Origin of the sequence: Pseudomonas putida, assembly GCF_004357765.1 — a bacterium.
GTDB classification, from domain to species: domain Bacteria; phylum Pseudomonadota; class Gammaproteobacteria; order Pseudomonadales; family Pseudomonadaceae; genus Aquipseudomonas; species Aquipseudomonas putida_U.
In genome coordinates this window covers 280,176-295,615 of the sequence record NZ_SMTE01000005.1, presented here as the reverse complement: position 1 = coordinate 295,615, position 15,440 = coordinate 280,176, and the positions used below count along the sequence as shown (strand labels likewise).

12 protein-coding genes are annotated in these 15,440 nt (G+C 64.9%); 7 read left to right on the top strand and 5 right to left on the bottom strand.

The features are described 5' to 3' along the window. Positions 1-22: 22 nt before the first annotated feature. Both E2H86_RS09795 and E2H86_RS09790 read right to left on the bottom strand, forming a co-directional pair. Positions 23-343 carry a hypothetical protein gene (locus tag E2H86_RS09795; RefSeq protein WP_133327140.1) on the bottom strand — a complete coding sequence of 107 codons (321 nt, stop codon included), beginning with the start codon at positions 341-343 and terminating at the stop codon, positions 23-25. Positions 344-394: 51 nt separating this feature from the next. Then, positions 395-874 carry a MarR family winged helix-turn-helix transcriptional regulator gene (locus E2H86_RS09790; RefSeq protein ID WP_133327138.1) on the bottom strand — a complete coding sequence of 160 codons (480 nt, stop codon included), beginning with the start codon at positions 872-874 and terminating at the stop codon, positions 395-397. A gap of 197 nt (positions 875-1,071) precedes the next feature. On the opposite strand from E2H86_RS09790, the gene E2H86_RS09785 reads away from it, so the two are divergent. From E2H86_RS09785 to E2H86_RS09765, 5 genes are all read left to right on the top strand, one after another. After that, positions 1,072-1,902: a p-hydroxycinnamoyl CoA hydratase/lyase gene (locus E2H86_RS09785; RefSeq protein WP_133327136.1), complete on the top strand. Its 831-nt coding sequence runs from the start codon at positions 1,072-1,074 to the stop codon at positions 1,900-1,902. Between the two features lie 75 nt (positions 1,903-1,977). Beyond that, complete coding sequence (locus E2H86_RS09780) at positions 1,978-3,426, top strand: aldehyde dehydrogenase (protein ID WP_133327134.1); 1,449 nt, start codon at positions 1,978-1,980, stop codon at positions 3,424-3,426. A gap of 90 nt (positions 3,427-3,516) precedes the next feature. After that, positions 3,517-5,400, top strand: a complete 1,884-nt coding sequence (locus tag E2H86_RS09775; protein WP_133327132.1) for a feruloyl-CoA synthase — start codon at positions 3,517-3,519, stop codon at positions 5,398-5,400. Further along, complete coding sequence (locus E2H86_RS09770; RefSeq protein ID WP_133327130.1) at positions 5,397-6,638, top strand: thiolase family protein; 1,242 nt, start codon at positions 5,397-5,399, stop codon at positions 6,636-6,638. The genes E2H86_RS09775 and E2H86_RS09770 overlap by 4 nt, the downstream gene beginning before the upstream one ends. A gap of 14 nt (positions 6,639-6,652) precedes the next feature. Beyond that, positions 6,653-8,395, top strand: a complete 1,743-nt coding sequence (locus E2H86_RS09765; RefSeq protein WP_133327128.1) for an acyl-CoA dehydrogenase family protein — start codon at positions 6,653-6,655, stop codon at positions 8,393-8,395. Here the strand turns inward: E2H86_RS09765 and E2H86_RS09760 are convergent. Further along, positions 8,376-9,401: a formylglycine-generating enzyme family protein gene (locus tag E2H86_RS09760; RefSeq protein WP_133327126.1), complete on the bottom strand. Its 1,026-nt coding sequence runs from the start codon at positions 9,399-9,401 to the stop codon at positions 8,376-8,378. The genes E2H86_RS09765 and E2H86_RS09760 overlap by 20 nt on opposite strands. Further along, positions 9,398-11,077 carry an arylsulfatase gene (locus E2H86_RS09755; RefSeq protein ID WP_133327124.1) on the bottom strand — a complete coding sequence of 560 codons (1,680 nt, stop codon included), beginning with the start codon at positions 11,075-11,077 and terminating at the stop codon, positions 9,398-9,400. The genes E2H86_RS09760 and E2H86_RS09755 overlap by 4 nt, the downstream gene beginning before the upstream one ends. A 260-nt stretch (positions 11,078-11,337) precedes the next feature. Here E2H86_RS09755 and E2H86_RS09750 point away from each other — a divergent pair, with 260 nt between their 5' ends. After that, positions 11,338-12,729, top strand: a complete 1,392-nt coding sequence (locus E2H86_RS09750; RefSeq protein WP_133327122.1) for an alginate export family protein — start codon at positions 11,338-11,340, stop codon at positions 12,727-12,729. A gap of 33 nt (positions 12,730-12,762) precedes the next feature. Then, complete coding sequence (gene mhpT / locus E2H86_RS09745; protein WP_133327120.1) at positions 12,763-13,992, top strand: 3-(3-hydroxy-phenyl)propionate transporter MhpT; 1,230 nt, start codon at positions 12,763-12,765, stop codon at positions 13,990-13,992. 18 nt (positions 13,993-14,010) lie between these two features. Here mhpT and E2H86_RS09740 read toward each other — a convergent pair whose 3' ends face one another. Beyond that, entirely contained in the window at positions 14,011-15,435 is a 1,425-nt protein-coding gene (locus E2H86_RS09740; RefSeq protein ID WP_133327118.1) for an aminotransferase-like domain-containing protein, read from the bottom strand. Positions 15,436-15,440: the final 5 nt, after the last annotated feature.

Below are 15,440 nucleotides of genomic sequence, written 5' to 3'. Positions count from 1 at the left end.
GCCACACCTCGCACCTTTGCGATCAAGCGTTGAGTTTCACGGCTTGCAGCGCGCGCTCCTCGGTCAACGGCTTGAGTATTTCAATCGAGTCGCCCGTGCGCATGTACAGAAAATAGCGACCGCGCTCATCGCGCAGAATCCGGTAGACCTCGGCGGTGATATCGGTGCTTGGCACGGTGACTTTGTCGACCAGCAATTCATGGCTACCGATCTGCAGGCCTTCCAAGGCCTTGGCGAAACGCGCCTCCATGCCCGCCCGCCAACGCATCCGATAGTAGCGCATGGCCCAGAACAGGAGGGGCAGCGGCAGCAGCGCCAGGATGAACATGAACACGGACTTCACCGACGATTCCCTATGAGTGAAGCGCGATCATAGCAGACCGGCGATCGGGCATTAGCCCTGTGGTTCTTGGTAAATCTTGGTCAGCAACCGCAATAGCTGCCCACGTTCCTCGTCATCCAGTGCCGAGGTCGATTCGCGATCGCTGTCGCTGGCAATTTGCTTCAACTCCTTCAGCAACGCTTCCCCCGCTTTGCTCAGGAATATCCCGTAGGAGCGCTTGTCCGGTTTGCATCGCACGCGTACCGCCAGCGCGCGTTCCTCCAGCTTGTTCAGCATCGGCACGACCTGCGGCGGCTCGATCGCCAGCGCCCGCGCCAGGTCCGCCTGCATCAGCCCTGGGTGTTGGTCGATGATCGCCAAGGCGGAGAACTGCGCCGGGCGTAGGTCATAGGCCGAGAGCCGGGCGATGAAGTTCTGGAACAGCTTCAATTGAGCGCGGCGCAGCGCATAGCCGATCAAGTCTTCGAGCACGCTTTCTCCCGCCGGCACGGGCATCGAAGCGCTATCGGTAGAACGGGCAGACCTTGCCATCGCGTACGGGCTCCTCGGTCATGGATAAGAAAGTTACCCAGTTTGCCTGCCGGCGTGCGATCCGGCTAGAGGACATCAGGCAAAAAAGCCTCTGAACCCGTCAATCGGAAAAGATAATTTCCATAATAGTTAATTGACATAACTATTAAGCTCCATTAGCTTGAGGCCATCACCGCGAACAACAAGAGTGCAGAACCATGAGCAAATACGAAGGCCGCTGGACCACCGTCACCGTCGAGCTGGAGTCGGGCATCGCCTGGGTCACCCTCAACCGTCCGGAAAAGCGCAACGCCATGAGCCCTACCCTGAACCGGGAAATGGTCGACGTGCTGGAAACCCTGGAGCAGGATGCCGACGCTGGCGTGTTGGTCTTGACCGGCGCCGGCGAGTCCTGGACGGCGGGCATGGACCTCAAGGAGTACTTCCGCGAAGTGGACGCCGGCCCGGAGATCCTTCAGGAGAAAATCCGTCGCGAAGCCTCGCAATGGCAATGGAAGCTGCTGCGCATGTATGCCAAGCCGACCATCGCCATGGTCAACGGCTGGTGCTTCGGCGGTGGCTTCAGCCCGCTGGTGGCGTGTGACCTGGCCATCTGCGCCAACGAGGCGACCTTCGGCTTGTCGGAAATCAACTGGGGCATCCCGCCGGGCAACCTGGTCAGCAAGGCCATGGCCGATACCGTTGGCCACCGCCAATCGCTTTACTACATCATGACCGGCAAGACCTTCGATGGCCGCAAGGCCGCCGAGATGGGCCTGGTGAACGACAGCGTGCCACTGGCCGAACTGCGTGAAACCACCCGCGAGCTGGCGCTCAACCTGCTGGAAAAGAACCCGGTGGTACTGCGTGCTGCGAAAAACGGCTTCAAACGTTGCCGCGAGCTGACCTGGGAGCAGAACGAAGACTACCTGTACGCCAAGCTCGACCAGTCACGTCTGCTCGACACCACTGGCGGCCGCGAGCAGGGCATGAAGCAGTTCCTCGACGACAAGAGCATCAAGCCCGGTCTGCAAGCCTACAAGCGCTGAGTCCGAAGGCGGACGCTGGCGTCATCGGCCAGCGTCCGTGGGTATTTCTCTATAACGACAACAAGAGGAATGAGCATGTTGCAGGTGCCTTTGCTGATTGGCGGGCAGTCGCGCCCCGCCAGCGACGGACGAACCTTCGAACGCCGCAATCCGGTGACCGGCGAGGTGGTCTCGCAGGTCGCCGCCGCCACCCTGGCAGATGCCGATGCGGCGGTGGCCGCAGCGCAAGCGGCGTTCCCGGCCTGGGCTGCGCTGGCGCCCGGTGAACGGCGCAGCCGCCTGCTCGCAGGTGCCGAACTGCTGCAGGCCCGAGCCGGCGAGTTCATCGACGCGGCTGGCGAAACTGGCGCCATGGCCAACTGGTATGGCTTCAACGTCAAGCTGGCGGCCAACATGCTGCGCGAAGCGGCAGCCATGACCACCCAGATCACCGGCGAAGTGATTCCATCGGATGTGCCCGGTAGTTTCGCCATGGCCCTGCGCGCTCCCTGTGGTGTAGTGCTGGGCATTGCGCCGTGGAACGCCCCGGTGATTCTCGCCACCCGTGCCATCGCCATGCCGCTGGCGTGCGGCAACACCGTGGTGCTCAAGGCCTCGGAACTGAGCCCGGCGGTGCATCGCTTGATCGGCCAGGTGCTGCACGATGCCGGCCTGGGCGATGGCGTGGTTAACGTGATCAGCAATGCGCCGGAGGATGCGCCGGCCATCGTCGAACGCTTGATCGCCAACCCTGCGGTACGCCGCGTCAACTTCACCGGCTCCACGCAGGTCGGGCGCATCGTCGGCGAGCTGGCTGCCCGCCACCTCAAGCCGGCCTTGCTCGAGTTGGGCGGCAAGGCGCCGCTGCTGGTGCTCGATGATGCCGACCTGGATGCCACGGTCGAGGCCGCGGCCTTCGGGGCCTATTTCAACCAGGGCCAGATCTGCATGTCCACCGAGCGCCTGGTGGTGGACAGCCGTATCGCCGACGCCTTCGTCGACAAGTTGGCAGTGAAGGTCGCCGGGCTGCGTGCCGGCGACCCGCTGGCCAGCACCTCGGTGCTCGGGTCACTGGTCAGCGCGGCGGCCGGTGAGCGCATCAAGGCGTTGATCGACGACGCCGTGGCCAAGGGCGCGCGCCTGGTGTGCGGTGGCGAGCTGGACGGCAGCATCCTGCAACCGACCTTGCTCGACAACGTCGATGCGAGCATGCGCCTGTACCGCGAGGAGTCCTTCGGGCCGGTGGCGGTGGTGCTGCGCGGCGAAGGGGATGAGGCGCTGTTGGCACTGGCCAATGACTCGGAGTTCGGCCTGTCATCGGCGATCTTCAGCCGTGACACCAGCCGTGCGCTGGCATTGGCGCAACGGGTGGAGTCGGGCATCTGCCACATCAACGGCCCAACCGTGCACGATGAAGCGCAGATGCCGTTCGGTGGGGTCAAGTCCAGCGGCTATGGCAGCTTCGGCAGCCGCACCGCCATCGACCAGTTCACCCAGCTGCGCTGGGTGACGCTGCAACACGGGTCGCGGCACTATCCCATCTAGCGCTCGTACGCTTGAGCAATGCGCGACAAGACCGCCGCCCGCAGGGTCGGGCGGCGGCAGGATGTACAACAAGAACAAGGAGCAACCTGCGTGAATACCGAAGCCCGCTCACGGTCGATCGACCCTGGCCAATGTCCGCGCTACCGCCAGGTGGCCATCGGGCATCCCCAGGTGCAGATCAGCCACATCGATGGCGTGCTGCGCATGCAACCCATCGAGCCCCTGGCGCCGCTGCCGGCGCGCCTGCTCGACCGTCTGCTGCACTGGGCTGCCGAGCGCCCCGACACGACGTTCATCGCCGCCCGCCAGGCGGACGGTGCCTGGCGTTCTATCAGCTATGCCCAAATGCTTGCCGATGTGCGCACCATCGCCGCCAACCTGCTGGGCTTTGATCTCAGCGCCGAGCGGCCGCTGGCACTGTTTTCCGGCAACGACATCGAGCACCTGCAGATCGCCCTCGGCGCCATGTATGCCGGCATTCCCTACTGCCCGGTGTCCCCGGCCTACGCGCTGCTGTCCCAGGACTTCGCCAAACTGCGCCATGTCTGCGAGGTGCTCACCCCAGGCCTGGTATTCGCCACCGACAGTCAGCCTTTCCAGCGTGCTTTCGATGCAGTGCTCGACGACTCGGTGCCTGTGATCAGCGTACATGGCCAGGTTGTCGGCCGACGTCACCTGCGCTTCGACAGCCTGCTGCAGCCGACCGACCTGGCTGGCGCCGATGCGGCATTCGCCGCCACCGGGCCGGATACCATCGCCAAGTTTCTCTTCACCTCGGGCTCGACCAAGCTGCCCAAAGCGGTGATCACCACCCAGCGCATGCTCTGCGCCAATCAGCAGATGTTGCTGCAGACTTTCCCGGTCTTCGCTGAGGAGCCACCGGTGCTGGTGGACTGGCTGCCGTGGAACCACACCTTCGGCGGCAGCCACAACATCGGCATCGTGCTGTACAACGGCGGCAGCTTCTACCTCGACGGCGGCAAACCCACGCCCCAAGGCTTCGCCGAGACTTTGCGCAACCTGCGCGAGATTTCCCCCACTGCCTATCTCACCGTGCCCAAGGGTTGGGAAGAACTGGTCAAGGCGCTGGAGCAGGACGCCGAGCTGCGTGAGGTTTTCTTCGCCCGGATGAAGCTGTTCTTCTTCGCCGCCGCGGGCCTTTCGCAAAGCATCTGGGATCGCCTCGACCGTATCGCCGAGCAGCATTGCGGCGAGCGCATCCGCATGATGGCTGGCCTGGGCATGACCGAAGCCTCGCCGTCGTGCACCTTCACCACCGGCCCGCTGTCGTTGGCCGGGTACGTCGGCCTGCCGGCACCGGGCTGCGAAGTGAAGCTGGTGCCGAAGGACGGCAAGTTGGAGGCGCGTTTCCGTGGCCCGCACATCATGCCGGGCTACTGGCGCTCGCGGCAGCAGACTGCCGAAGCCTTCGACGAGGAGGGCTTCTACTGCTCCGGCGATGCGCTGAAGCTGGCCGATGCCGAGCGCCCCGACCACGGCTTGATGTTCGACGGTCGTATCGCCGAGGACTTCAAACTGTCGTCCGGGGTGTTCGTCAGCGTCGGCCCGCTGCGTAATCGTGCGGTGCTGGAAGGCTCGCCCTACGTGCAAGACGTGGTAGTCACCGCGCCGGACCGCGAATGCCTGGGGCTGCTGGTATTCCCGCGCCTTCCTGAGTGCCGGCAACTGGCCGGGTTGGCGGCTCATGCCAGCGACGCCGAGGTGCTGGCCAGCGATGCTGTACGGGCTTGGTTCGCCGGCTGGCTGCAGCGTCTGAATGCCGATGCCCAGGGCAACGCCAGTCGCATCGAATGGCTGGCGCTGCTGGAAGAGCCGCCGTCGATCGATGCCGGTGAAATCACCGACAAGGGTTCGATCAACCAACGCGCAGTGCTGCAACGACGGGCTGCGCGGGTCGAGGCGCTGTACCGTGGCGAAGACCCCAGCGCGCTGCACGCCCAGGTGGCGCGATGAGTCGCCCCGGGCTGTGCACCTCCTTCGAGGACGCGGCCATCGTCGAGATGGTGCGCACGCCCTGGGTCGACCTGGGCGGCGCATTGGCCGGGGTGTCGCCGATCGATCTGGGCATCCATGCCGGGCGTGCGCTGCTAACACGCGCCGCTATCGCGCCACAGACGGTGGACAGCGTGATCGCCGGCAGCATGGCCCAGGCCAGCTTCGATGCCTATATGCTGCCGCGCCATATCGGCCTGTACTGTGGCGTGCCGCAGGCGGTACCGGCGCTGGCAGTGCAGCGCATCTGCGGCACCGGTCTGGAGTTGCTGCGCCAGGCTGGCGAGCAACTGCGCAGCGGCGTGCAACAAGTGCTGTGCGTGGGCGCCGAGTCGATGTCGCGTAACCCGATCGCCGCCTATGAACATCGTGGCGGCTTTCGCTTGGGGGCCCCGGTCGGTTTCAAGGACTTTCTCTGGGAGGCGCTGTACGATCCCGCTGCCGGAGTGGACATGATCGGCACTGCCGAGCAGTTGGCCCGCGATTTTGGCCTGGACCGTGAGGCGGTGGATGCCTGGGCGCTGCGCAGCCACCAGCGCGCCATACAGGCCCAGGCCCACGGTTGGTTCGATGACGAGATCGTCCCGGTCACCGCGCAGACCTTCGAGGCACAGGACTGCCTTCCGCGTGGCATCGCTTTGCCGCGTGGCGTGCTCGAAGTCAGCCGCGACAGCCACCCACGGCCGACCGATCCTGAGGCGCTCGCTAGGCTGCGTCCTGTGCACGGCGATGGTGTACAAACCGCCGGCAACAGTTGCGCAGTGGTCGATGGTGCGGCCGCGGCGTTGGTCACGCGTTACTCCGACTGCCGCCAAGCGCCGCTGGCACGCTTGCTGATGGCCACGGCTGTCGGTGTACCACCCAGGACCATGGGCATCGGGCCGGCGCCGGCCATCGACCTGCTGCTCGAACGCAGCGGCCTGCGCCTGGAGCAGATCGACCGCTTCGAAATCAACGAGGCGCAAGCGGCGCAGGTGCTGGCGGTAGCCCAGGCACTGCAGCTGGATGTGGCGAAACTGAACGTCCACGGCGGTTCCATCGCCCTCGGTCATCCCCTGGCCGCCACCGGCCTGCGCCTGGTGCACACCCTGGCCCGGCAATTGCGCCACGACAACCTGCGCTATGGCATCGCGGCGGCCTGCATCGGCGGCGGCCAGGGCATGGCGCTGCTGATCGAGAACCCCCATTTCGTTGCTTGATTCCGAGGTGTCCCATGGCCTGGAAGGCTCCCTTGCGCGACATGCAATTCGTGTTGCAACACTGGCTGCAGGTAGACCAGGCCTGGCCGCAACTCTCACTTCATAGCGATCTTGACCTCGACTTGGCCGTGCAGGTGCTGGAAGAGGCGGCTCGATTCAGCGAACAGGTGCTGGCGCCGCTGAATGCGCCGGGCGATCGCCAGGGCTGTCGACTCGAAGGTCGCGACGTGCGCACGCCGGACGGTTTTCCTGCCGCCTACCGCGCCTATGTCGAAGGCGGTTGGCCTGGGTTGGCGTGCGACCCCGCACTCGGTGGCCAGGGTTTGCCCCTGGTGCTGGATGCGGCAGTGCAGGAGATGCTCTTTGCCAGCAACCACGGTTGGGCCATGTACACCGGCATTGCCCATGGCGCCTACCTGTGTCTGAAAGCCCACGCCAGCGCCGAGCTGCAGGCGCGCTACCTGCCGGGGATCGTCAGTGGCGAAATCCTGCCGACCATGTGCCTGACCGAGCCTCAGGCCGGGAGTGACCTCAGCCTGTTGCGCAGCCGTGCCGAGCCTTTGGGCGACGGCAGCCATGCGGTCACCGGCAACAAGTTGTTCATCTCCGGCGGCGAGCACGACCTGAGCGGCGACATCGTCCATTTGGTGCTGGCTCGGCTGCCGGACGCGCCGCCCGGGAGCCGTGGACTGTCGCTGCTGCTGGTGCCGAAATGGCTGTCGAACGGTCAGCGCAATGCCGTGCACTGCGATGGTCTGGAACACAAGTTGGGCATTCGCGCCAGCGCCACGTGTGCGCTGCGCTTCGAAGCTGCCCAAGGCTGGCTGGTCGGGCAGGCCCACGGCGGCCTGGCGGCGATGTTCGTGATGATGAATTCGGCCCGGTTGCATGTCGGCCTGCAAGGGCTGGGACACGCCGAGGCAGCCTGGCAACAGGCCCGCGACTATGCCCTGGAGCGGCGCCAGATGAAGGCGCCGGGGCGCACCGAGGTCGCCCTGGGAGCCGACCCGATCCACCTGCATCCGGCGATGCGCCGGTCCCTGCTGGAGTTGCGGGTGCGCACCGAGGGCATGCGGGCGCTGGGCTATTGGGCGGCGCACTGGCTGGACCTTGCCGCGGGCGCTGGCGACCCCGCCCAGCGCGCCAAGGCGGCAACGCTGGCAGCGCTGTTGACGCCGATCTTCAAGGCGGATTTCACCGAGCGCGGATTCCGCCTTGCCAGTCAGGCACTGCAGGTGTTCGGTGGCTACGGCTACACACAGGAGTACGCCATCGAGCAGACCCTGCGCGACAGCCGCATCGCCATGATCTACGAGGGCACCAACGAGATACAGGCCAACGATCTGTTGTTGCGCAAGGTGCTGGGCGATGGCGGGGAGGGCTTCGCCTTGCTGCTGGGTGAGCTGCGTGAGGAGGCCGGTGCATCGGATGGCAGGGCCGCCATGGCGCTGGGCAGGGTCTGCGACACGCTGGATGCGGTGCTGGCCAAGGTCCTGCTGATCGCGGCGGACGACGCCGAATACCCGTACCGCGCCGCAGGCGACTTTCTGCAATTGTGTGCCAGTGTCTTGCAGGCGTTCGCCTGGGCCCGTACCGCACGCTGCATCCAGGCGTTGCCGGTGGCGACAGCGCAACGCCGGGAGAAGCAGGAAAGCGTCGAGTTCTTCTTCAGCTATCTGTTGCCCGACATCGATCGGCAGGTGGCGGCCATCGATGCCGCCGCTGCACCGTTGGCCTTCATTGCCGAATCGTCCTGAAGCCCACATGTGACGTTGCCATGAACACCGGCTGCGGCTGACGCGCCGAGGGCCGGTAGCGCATGCAACGGTCCGCCGAACACAGGTGCGATCCGCCCTTGATCACCGCCACCGGCACACCGGGCTCGGCGGGGTCGAAGCTTTCCGCCAAGGCCGGGCCCGGCGGGTCGAGCGCGGCATCGCGCACGGCATCGTGGCCGGGTCGGTAGCCGCTGCGGGTCAGCTCCCAGACGTTTCCGCCGGCATCGAACAGACCGAAGCCGTTGGCCGGGAAACAGCCCACCGGCGAGGTGCCGGTAAAGCCATCGACCGCTGCGTTGTGGTAGGGGAACTGACCCTGCCAGGTATTGGCCATGGGCTTGCCCTTGGGAAACTCGGTGGTGCCCCAGCTGAAGTCTGCATCGCTCAGGCCACCCCGCATGGCGTACTCCAGCTGCGCCTCGCTGGGCAGCTCGCGACCGGCCCAGCGGGCGTAGGCCTGGGCATCTTCCAGGGCGATCTGCACCACCGGATGGTTGTCCAGCCCGTCCAGGCTGCTATCGGGCCCTTGCGGGTGTCGCCAGTTGGCGCCGGGCACGAACTGCCAGCCGGGGGCGATTACTTGAGGCCCTTGCTGAAATACCATCGCCCCTGGCACGCGCAGAGCATCGGGCAGCGAGGGATCGTCCTCGACGCTGATGCCGCGCTCGGCATGGGTGAGGTAGCCGGTGGCCTTCACGAAACGCGCGAACTGGGCATTGGTGACTGGATGCACGTCGATCCAGAACGCCGAGACCTTGGCAGGGTGGGGTGGGCCTTCCTCGTCATAGAATCGGCTCGAACCAAAGCTGAACTCGCCGCCGGGCAGGCGCACCATGCCATCGCGCCAGGGCCCTTGGCGCTGTGCTGGCAGGCCGTCGTAGCTGGCGCACAGCAGCGCCGGCGCCGGGGTTCGTGGCCACGCGGCGTAGGCAGCGGCGAGTAGGCCGGCGGCGAGTGCTGCGCAGCCGGCTACTCGGGCGATCATTGCTGCTTGGCCAAGACTGGTTTGGTCAGGGCCGGGCTGGCCGGACGGCCATCGGCGTCGATCGCGATGTTGCTGCGTTGAGCATAGGCCTTCCAGTCGCGCAGCATCTGCGCCACCTGCTCAGGATGCTTGGTGGCGATGTCATGGTGCTCGCCGGGGTCTTTGCGCAGGTCGTACAGGTGCCAGCTCGGCTTGCCGTCGGTGGCGTCCCACAGCAGCTTCATCGGGCCCTTGCGCAGCGAGGCGCTACCGTTGATTTCCCAGCCCAGGGCTTCGTCACCGGCGTGAATCCGGCTGTCCTTGCCTTGCAGGTAATTCAGCGCAGAGGTGCCTTGTGGCGGCACGATATCGCGGTCGCGGTATTTGATACCGGGCATCGGCGCACCGGCCAGTTGCAACAGCGTCGGCATGATGTCGCGGACACTGGCCAGCTCTTCACTGCGGCCAGCCTTGATGGTGGCCGGGTAGTAGACGAAGGCCGGGACACGGATGCCGCCCTGGTAGGTGGTCATCTTGTAGCGACGGCTGGGCAGGGCGCTGACCTGGGCCCAGGCCGAACCGATCATCAGGAACGAATCGCGCCGGCCATAGTTGTCCAGGCGGTTGTCGAAGTTCGCCTTGATCCAGTTGGGGTCGACGCGGGTGGCATTCTCCGGGCCGTTGTCGGACATGAACAGAATCAGGGTGTTGTCCAGTTCGCCGGTCTTGCGCAGGTGCTCCACCAGGCGCCCGACCTCGGCATCCAGCGCAGTGACCATGGCCGCATAGACCTCCATGGTGCGCGCCGACTGGCGCTTTTGCGCCTCGCTCAACGACGCCCAGCTCGGCACGTCTTCGAGTTGCGCCTGCATCGGGAAGTCAGCCGGTACCAGGCCGGCCTTGCGTTGACGCTCCAGGCGCTGGTGAGCGATGACCTCGTAGCCTTGGTCGTAGCGCCCGCGGTACTGCGCCAGGTACTGGTCCGGTGCCTGCAATGGCCAGTGCGGTGCGGTATACGCGGCGAAGGCGAAGAACGGCTTGTTGCTGGCCTTGCCTTGGTCGATCGAGTCGATCAGGCGGTCGGTGAACCAGGTGGTGGAATAGAAATCGTCAGGCAGTTCGATCGGCTCGCCATTGTGGCGGAAGGTCGCGCTGTAGTTCGACTGCAGGTCCATGTTGGCCTGCTTGAAGTGCGCGGCGCCGCCTTCGAGCAGCACATAGGCCTGGTCGAAACCACGGTTCTGTGGCTGTTGCGCCGGCTGCATGCCCAGGTGCCATTTGCCAGCGATGTAGGTGCGGTAGCCGGCGTCTTGCAGCAACTCGGCCAGGGTAGCGACGTTGGCGCCGAGCACGCCTTCGTAACCCGCGCGGACTTCGGTGCCGGCGGGAAGGCGCTTACGTGCTTCGGACATCATGCCCAACCCGGCCAGGTGCGGGTCGTTGCCCGACATCAGCATCGCCCGGGTTGGCGAGCAGCTGGGCGAGGCATGGAAGTCGAGCATCAGCCGGCCGTCGGCCAGCAGTTTGTCCAGGTTCGGCGTCTGGATTTCGCTACCCAGGGCCGACAGGTCGGAGAAGCCGAGGTCGTCGGCCACGACCAGCAAAATGTTTGGTTGTTTAACGGTTGGTGCAGCCATGGCCTGGCTGGCGCCAAGCATGAGCATACCGAAGGCGGCGAGTGGGCGGAGGCAATTCATTGTGGTGCTCTTGTTGTTGTAATGATTGATGGAGTTTGCGCGACCGCGAGCTAGACGTCGCGTCAGGAGAATATTAGCGAGGCTTCGGCGGGTCATGCAGCCTGCCGAGGAAGAAGTGTGCGATCAGCGAACGCTTGATGGCTTCCGACCCTTGTCGTTGCGCTCTGTTCTATTGACGGCAGCATAGTTAACAAAAATAATCGTTAACAGAGTTATCCAGTTCGTCACCACAACTATAAGAACAAGTAAGGGAAATTCTGATGACCAGGCCGTTGAACGGGGCGTGGGTGCCCCTCGTACTGCTTTCTCTCTGCCAATCCGTGCAGGCGGCCAGTCCGCTCGAGGAGAGCCGACCAGGTCGGCCCGGCGCCCCTCGGTGGATCGAGGACTATCGTTTCCTCGACGATCCTGCGAAGGCCACCGACGCCTTCGATGGCCTGCGCTACCATCGCTTATCCGAGTCAGCCTGGCTGCAACTCGGTGCCGAGGCCCGCTACCGGGCCGACTCCCTTGGCAAGCCGTTCTTCGGCCTGCGTGGGCTGAAGGACGACTCCTACCTGTTGCAGCGGCTGCAAGCCCATGCCGACCTGCATTTGTTCGATGACGCTGTGCGCACCTTCGTCCAGGTCGAGAATACCCGTGCCTTCGGCAAGGACCTGTACTCGCCCAATGACGAAGGACGCAATGAAATACGCCAGGCGTTCGTCGACCTCAATTACGACTTCTCCGGTGGTCGCTACACCACGCGCATAGGGCGCCAGGAGATGGCCTATGGTGACCAGGTGTTCGTCACCTACCGCGACTCCCCCAACATTCGCCTGAACTTCGATGGCTTGCGCGCCAGTCTCAACCTCAAGGACGGGCGCAAGCTCGATGCCTTCGCTGTGCGGCCGCTCAAGACGGGCGAAGACAGTTGGGACGACGGCAGCAACAACAAGGTCAAGTTCTATGGCCTCTACGGCACCTTGCCGCTGACGACGGCCTGGAACGTGGATCTGTTCGCCTTCGGCCTGGAGACCGACGATCGCAGCCTGGATGGCGAATCCGGCGACGAGCAGCGCTACACCTACGGTACCCGTCTGTTTGGCCGCCATCAGGCGCTGGACTGGAGCTGGAACCTGGCCGGACAGACCGGACACCTCGGTAACGCCTCGATCCGTGCCTGGGCGGTGTCCAGCGACACCGGCTACACCTTCGCCCACCCCTGGCAACCACGTCTGGGTATGCGTATCGATGCCGCCAGTGGCGACGGCGACCTGGGTGATGGCAAGGTCAGTACCTTCGACCCACTGTTCCCGCGCAACGGCGTCTATGGCGAAGCCAGCCTGACCACCTTGAGCAACATCATCGTGGTCGGCCCGACCTTCGCGTTTTCGCCATGGCGCAAGCTGCGTTTCGAACCCGGCGTGTTCAAGGTCTGGAAGCAGCGCGAGGAGGACGGCGTGTACATGCCCGGCATGAGCCTGCTGGCCAATACCCGCGGCACCGGCCGTCATGTGGGCACGATCTACCGGGCCAATACCCGCTGGTTGGCGACGCCCAACCTGACCCTGGATCTGGACCTCAAGTACTACGACGTCGGCGCCGCCATCAAGGACGCCGGGGGTGGCGACTCCTCGATCGTTTCGCTGCGAGCCACCTTCCGCCTCTGATCACCCAAGCGATAACAACAAAAGGGTACACACATGGGTCATTCAACTGCGTCATCAAGCAAGGCCGTTCTCACCATCGGGTTGTGCTTTCTCGTGGCCCTGCTCGAAGGGCTGGACCTTCAGGCCACCGGCATTGCCGCTCCGCACATGGCCAAGGAATTCGCCCTGACCTCGGCCATGCTCGGCTGGGTCTTCAGTGCCGGTTTGCTGGGGTTGTTGCCCGGTGCGTTCATCGGCGGCTGGTTGGCTGACCGGCTGGGCCGCAAGTCGATCCTGATCGTGGCGGTGCTGTTGTTCGGTGGCTTCTCGCTGGGGACCGCCCATGCCGAAAGCTATTCTTCGCTGTTGGTGGCGCGGCTGATGACCGGGCTGGGGTTGGGCGCTGCACTGCCGATCCTGATCGCTCTTGCCAGCGAGGCGGCACCTGAGCGGCTGCGCAGCACGGCGGTGAGTCTGACCTACTGTGGCGTGCCACTGGGCGGTGCGCTGGCCTCGGTGATCGGCATGGCTGGGGTAGGCGAGGGCTGGCGCACGGTGTTCTATGTCGGCGGCATCGCGCCGATCGCCATCGCTTTCGTGCTGATGCTGTGGCTGAAGGAGTCTCAGGCATTCCGTGCCCAGGGCGCGGCGAAGGTCGGGGACGATGGTTTGCTCAATCAGCTGTTCGGGCCGGGTCAGGTGAGCCGTACGCTGCTGCTGTGGGTGGCGTGCTTCTTCACCCTGACGGTGTTGTACATGCTGCTCAACTGGCTGCCATCGCTGCTGATCGGCCAAGGCTTCAGCCGGCCCCAGGCGGGGGCGGTGCAGATCCTGTTCAACCTTGGGGGCGCAGCGGGCTCGTTCCTGACCGGGCGCATGATGGACCGCGGCCATGCCGCCCGTGCGGTGTTCATCGCTTATGCCGGGATGTTGGCCGCGTTGGCAGGGTTGGGCCTGTCGAGCAGTTTCGGCCTGATGTTGCTGGCCGGCTTCACCGCCGGTTACTGCGCCATTGGCGGGCAATTGGTGCTGTATGCGTTGGCACCGACCTTGTACCCGACCCAGGTACGCGCCACCGGGGTCGGCGCTTCGGTGGCGGTGGGGCGGTTGGGGTCGATGGCCGGGCCGTTGGCAGCAGGGCAGATCCTGGCGGCAGGGGCGGGCGTGGGTGGACTGCTGCTGGCGGCGTCGCCAGGTTTGGTGGTGGCCGCGCTGGCGGCACGTGCACTGCTGGGACAACGCCAACAGTCGGCGGTGCAGGCACGCACTGAAGGCTCGGCCTGATACAGGCCTGTCAGGGGTTCATGACTGGGCTTTGCGCACATGTTTGACGAACACCCGCTCGAGCAACTCCCACATCGCAGGGTCGGTACTGAACGCCACATTGAAGCGCATCCACCCGGTGGCCTGGGCATCGACCATGAACAACTGCCCGGGGCCGAGCATGATGCCTTTTTCCAGGGCGTCGTCGAGCAGCGCTGCGCTGTCTGGGATCGCCGGGTGACGGGTCCAGATGTACATGCCTTCATCGGACTCGATGAACAGCTCGAAGCCCAGACGATGCAAGTGTCGGCCGACTTCCTGGTGTGCTTCGGCCAGCCGCTGACGCAGGCGCTTGAGGTGCTTGCGCCAGCGGCCATCGATCACCGCGGCATACACCACGCGCTCCATCACCTGCGAAGTGGTCAGGCCTGAACGCATCTTCAGGTGCAACAGCTTCTGCATCAATTCGGGGTTTGCCAGCAGGTAACCGACCCGCACATTCGGCGAGATGCTCTTGGAATAGCTGCCGACGTACACCACTTGCTGCAGGTGGTCGAGGCTGGCCAGGCACGGCTGCGGCTCGGCCATCATGTCGGCGTACAGGTTGTTCTCCACCAGACGGAAGCCGTGCCGGTGGGCCAGTTGCAGCAAGCGATGCAACTGCGCCAGCGGCGTGCGCGAGCAGGTCGGGCTGTGCAGGTGCGGCTGGGTGAAGAACGCGGTGGGCTGGTGGTGGGCCAGCAAGCGCTCGAGCTGATCGAGGTCGTAACCAGCAGGTGTGCGCGGTACCCCTACCAAAGTCGCCCCTTGGGTGCGCAGGATGCTCATCAGGTTGGGGTAGCCCGGATCGTCGACCAGTACCACGTCGCCTGGACGCACCAGGGTCCGGGCCGCGAGGTCCAGAGCCTGGCTGGCGCCGTGGGTGAGCATCAGTTGCGACGGGTTGGCGACGATCGACAGTTCTTGCTGCAGGTTCTGCGCGGTCAATGCGCGCAATTCATGCAGGCCCATGGGGTCGCCATAGCCGGACAACTCCAGCGGGCTGCCGGCCACCTGACGCAGGCCGCGGCGCAGTCCGTCCTCGTACATCCAGTCGTTCGGCAGCCAGCCGCAGCCGGGCTTGAAGGGTAATTGGCGGATTTCGAAGATCTGCTGCAGGTACCACTCTGAATTGAACGTCGGGCGGCTGGCGTCGATGTCGTTGGTCTGGCTGTCCAGTAGCTCGTTCGCTGCACGATTGACGAAGAACCCAGCATTTCCCCGGCTGACCAGCAGCCCTTGTGCCACCAGGCGGTCATATGCCTCGACCACGGTGAAGGTGCTGACCGAGTAGGTCGCGGCAAAGGCGCGGATCGAGGGGACCTTGGCGCCGGGCTTGAGTGTCTGGTTGTCGATCAGCTCGCGCAGCCCGTCGATGATCTGGTTGACCAGCGGCGTGGATGAGTCTGGATGTAGTTCGAACATTCGGG

What these genes read in the sequence shown, in the direction of transcription:
- E2H86_RS09790 (WP_133327138.1), bottom strand. Translation starts at nt 874, where the DNA reads ATGGCAAGGTCTGCCCGTTCTACCGATAGCGCTTCGATGCCCGTGCCG.
- E2H86_RS09785 (WP_133327136.1), top strand. Translation starts at nt 1,072, where the DNA reads ATGAGCAAATACGAAGGCCGCTGGACCACCGTCACCGTCGAGCTGGAG.
- E2H86_RS09780 (WP_133327134.1), top strand. Translation starts at nt 1,978, where the DNA reads ATGTTGCAGGTGCCTTTGCTGATTGGCGGGCAGTCGCGCCCCGCCAGC.
- E2H86_RS09770 (WP_133327130.1), top strand. Translation starts at nt 5,397, where the DNA reads ATGAGTCGCCCCGGGCTGTGCACCTCCTTCGAGGACGCGGCCATCGTC.
- E2H86_RS09765 (WP_133327128.1), top strand. Translation starts at nt 6,653, where the DNA reads ATGGCCTGGAAGGCTCCCTTGCGCGACATGCAATTCGTGTTGCAACAC.
- E2H86_RS09760 (WP_133327126.1), bottom strand. Translation starts at nt 9,401, where the DNA reads ATGATCGCCCGAGTAGCCGGCTGCGCAGCACTCGCCGCCGGCCTACTC.
- E2H86_RS09755 (WP_133327124.1), bottom strand. Translation starts at nt 11,077, where the DNA reads ATGAATTGCCTCCGCCCACTCGCCGCCTTCGGTATGCTCATGCTTGGC.
- E2H86_RS09750 (WP_133327122.1), top strand. Translation starts at nt 11,338, where the DNA reads ATGACCAGGCCGTTGAACGGGGCGTGGGTGCCCCTCGTACTGCTTTCT.
- mhpT (WP_133327120.1), top strand. Translation starts at nt 12,763, where the DNA reads ATGGGTCATTCAACTGCGTCATCAAGCAAGGCCGTTCTCACCATCGGG.
- E2H86_RS09740 (WP_133327118.1), bottom strand. Translation starts at nt 15,435, where the DNA reads ATGTTCGAACTACATCCAGACTCATCCACGCCGCTGGTCAACCAGATC.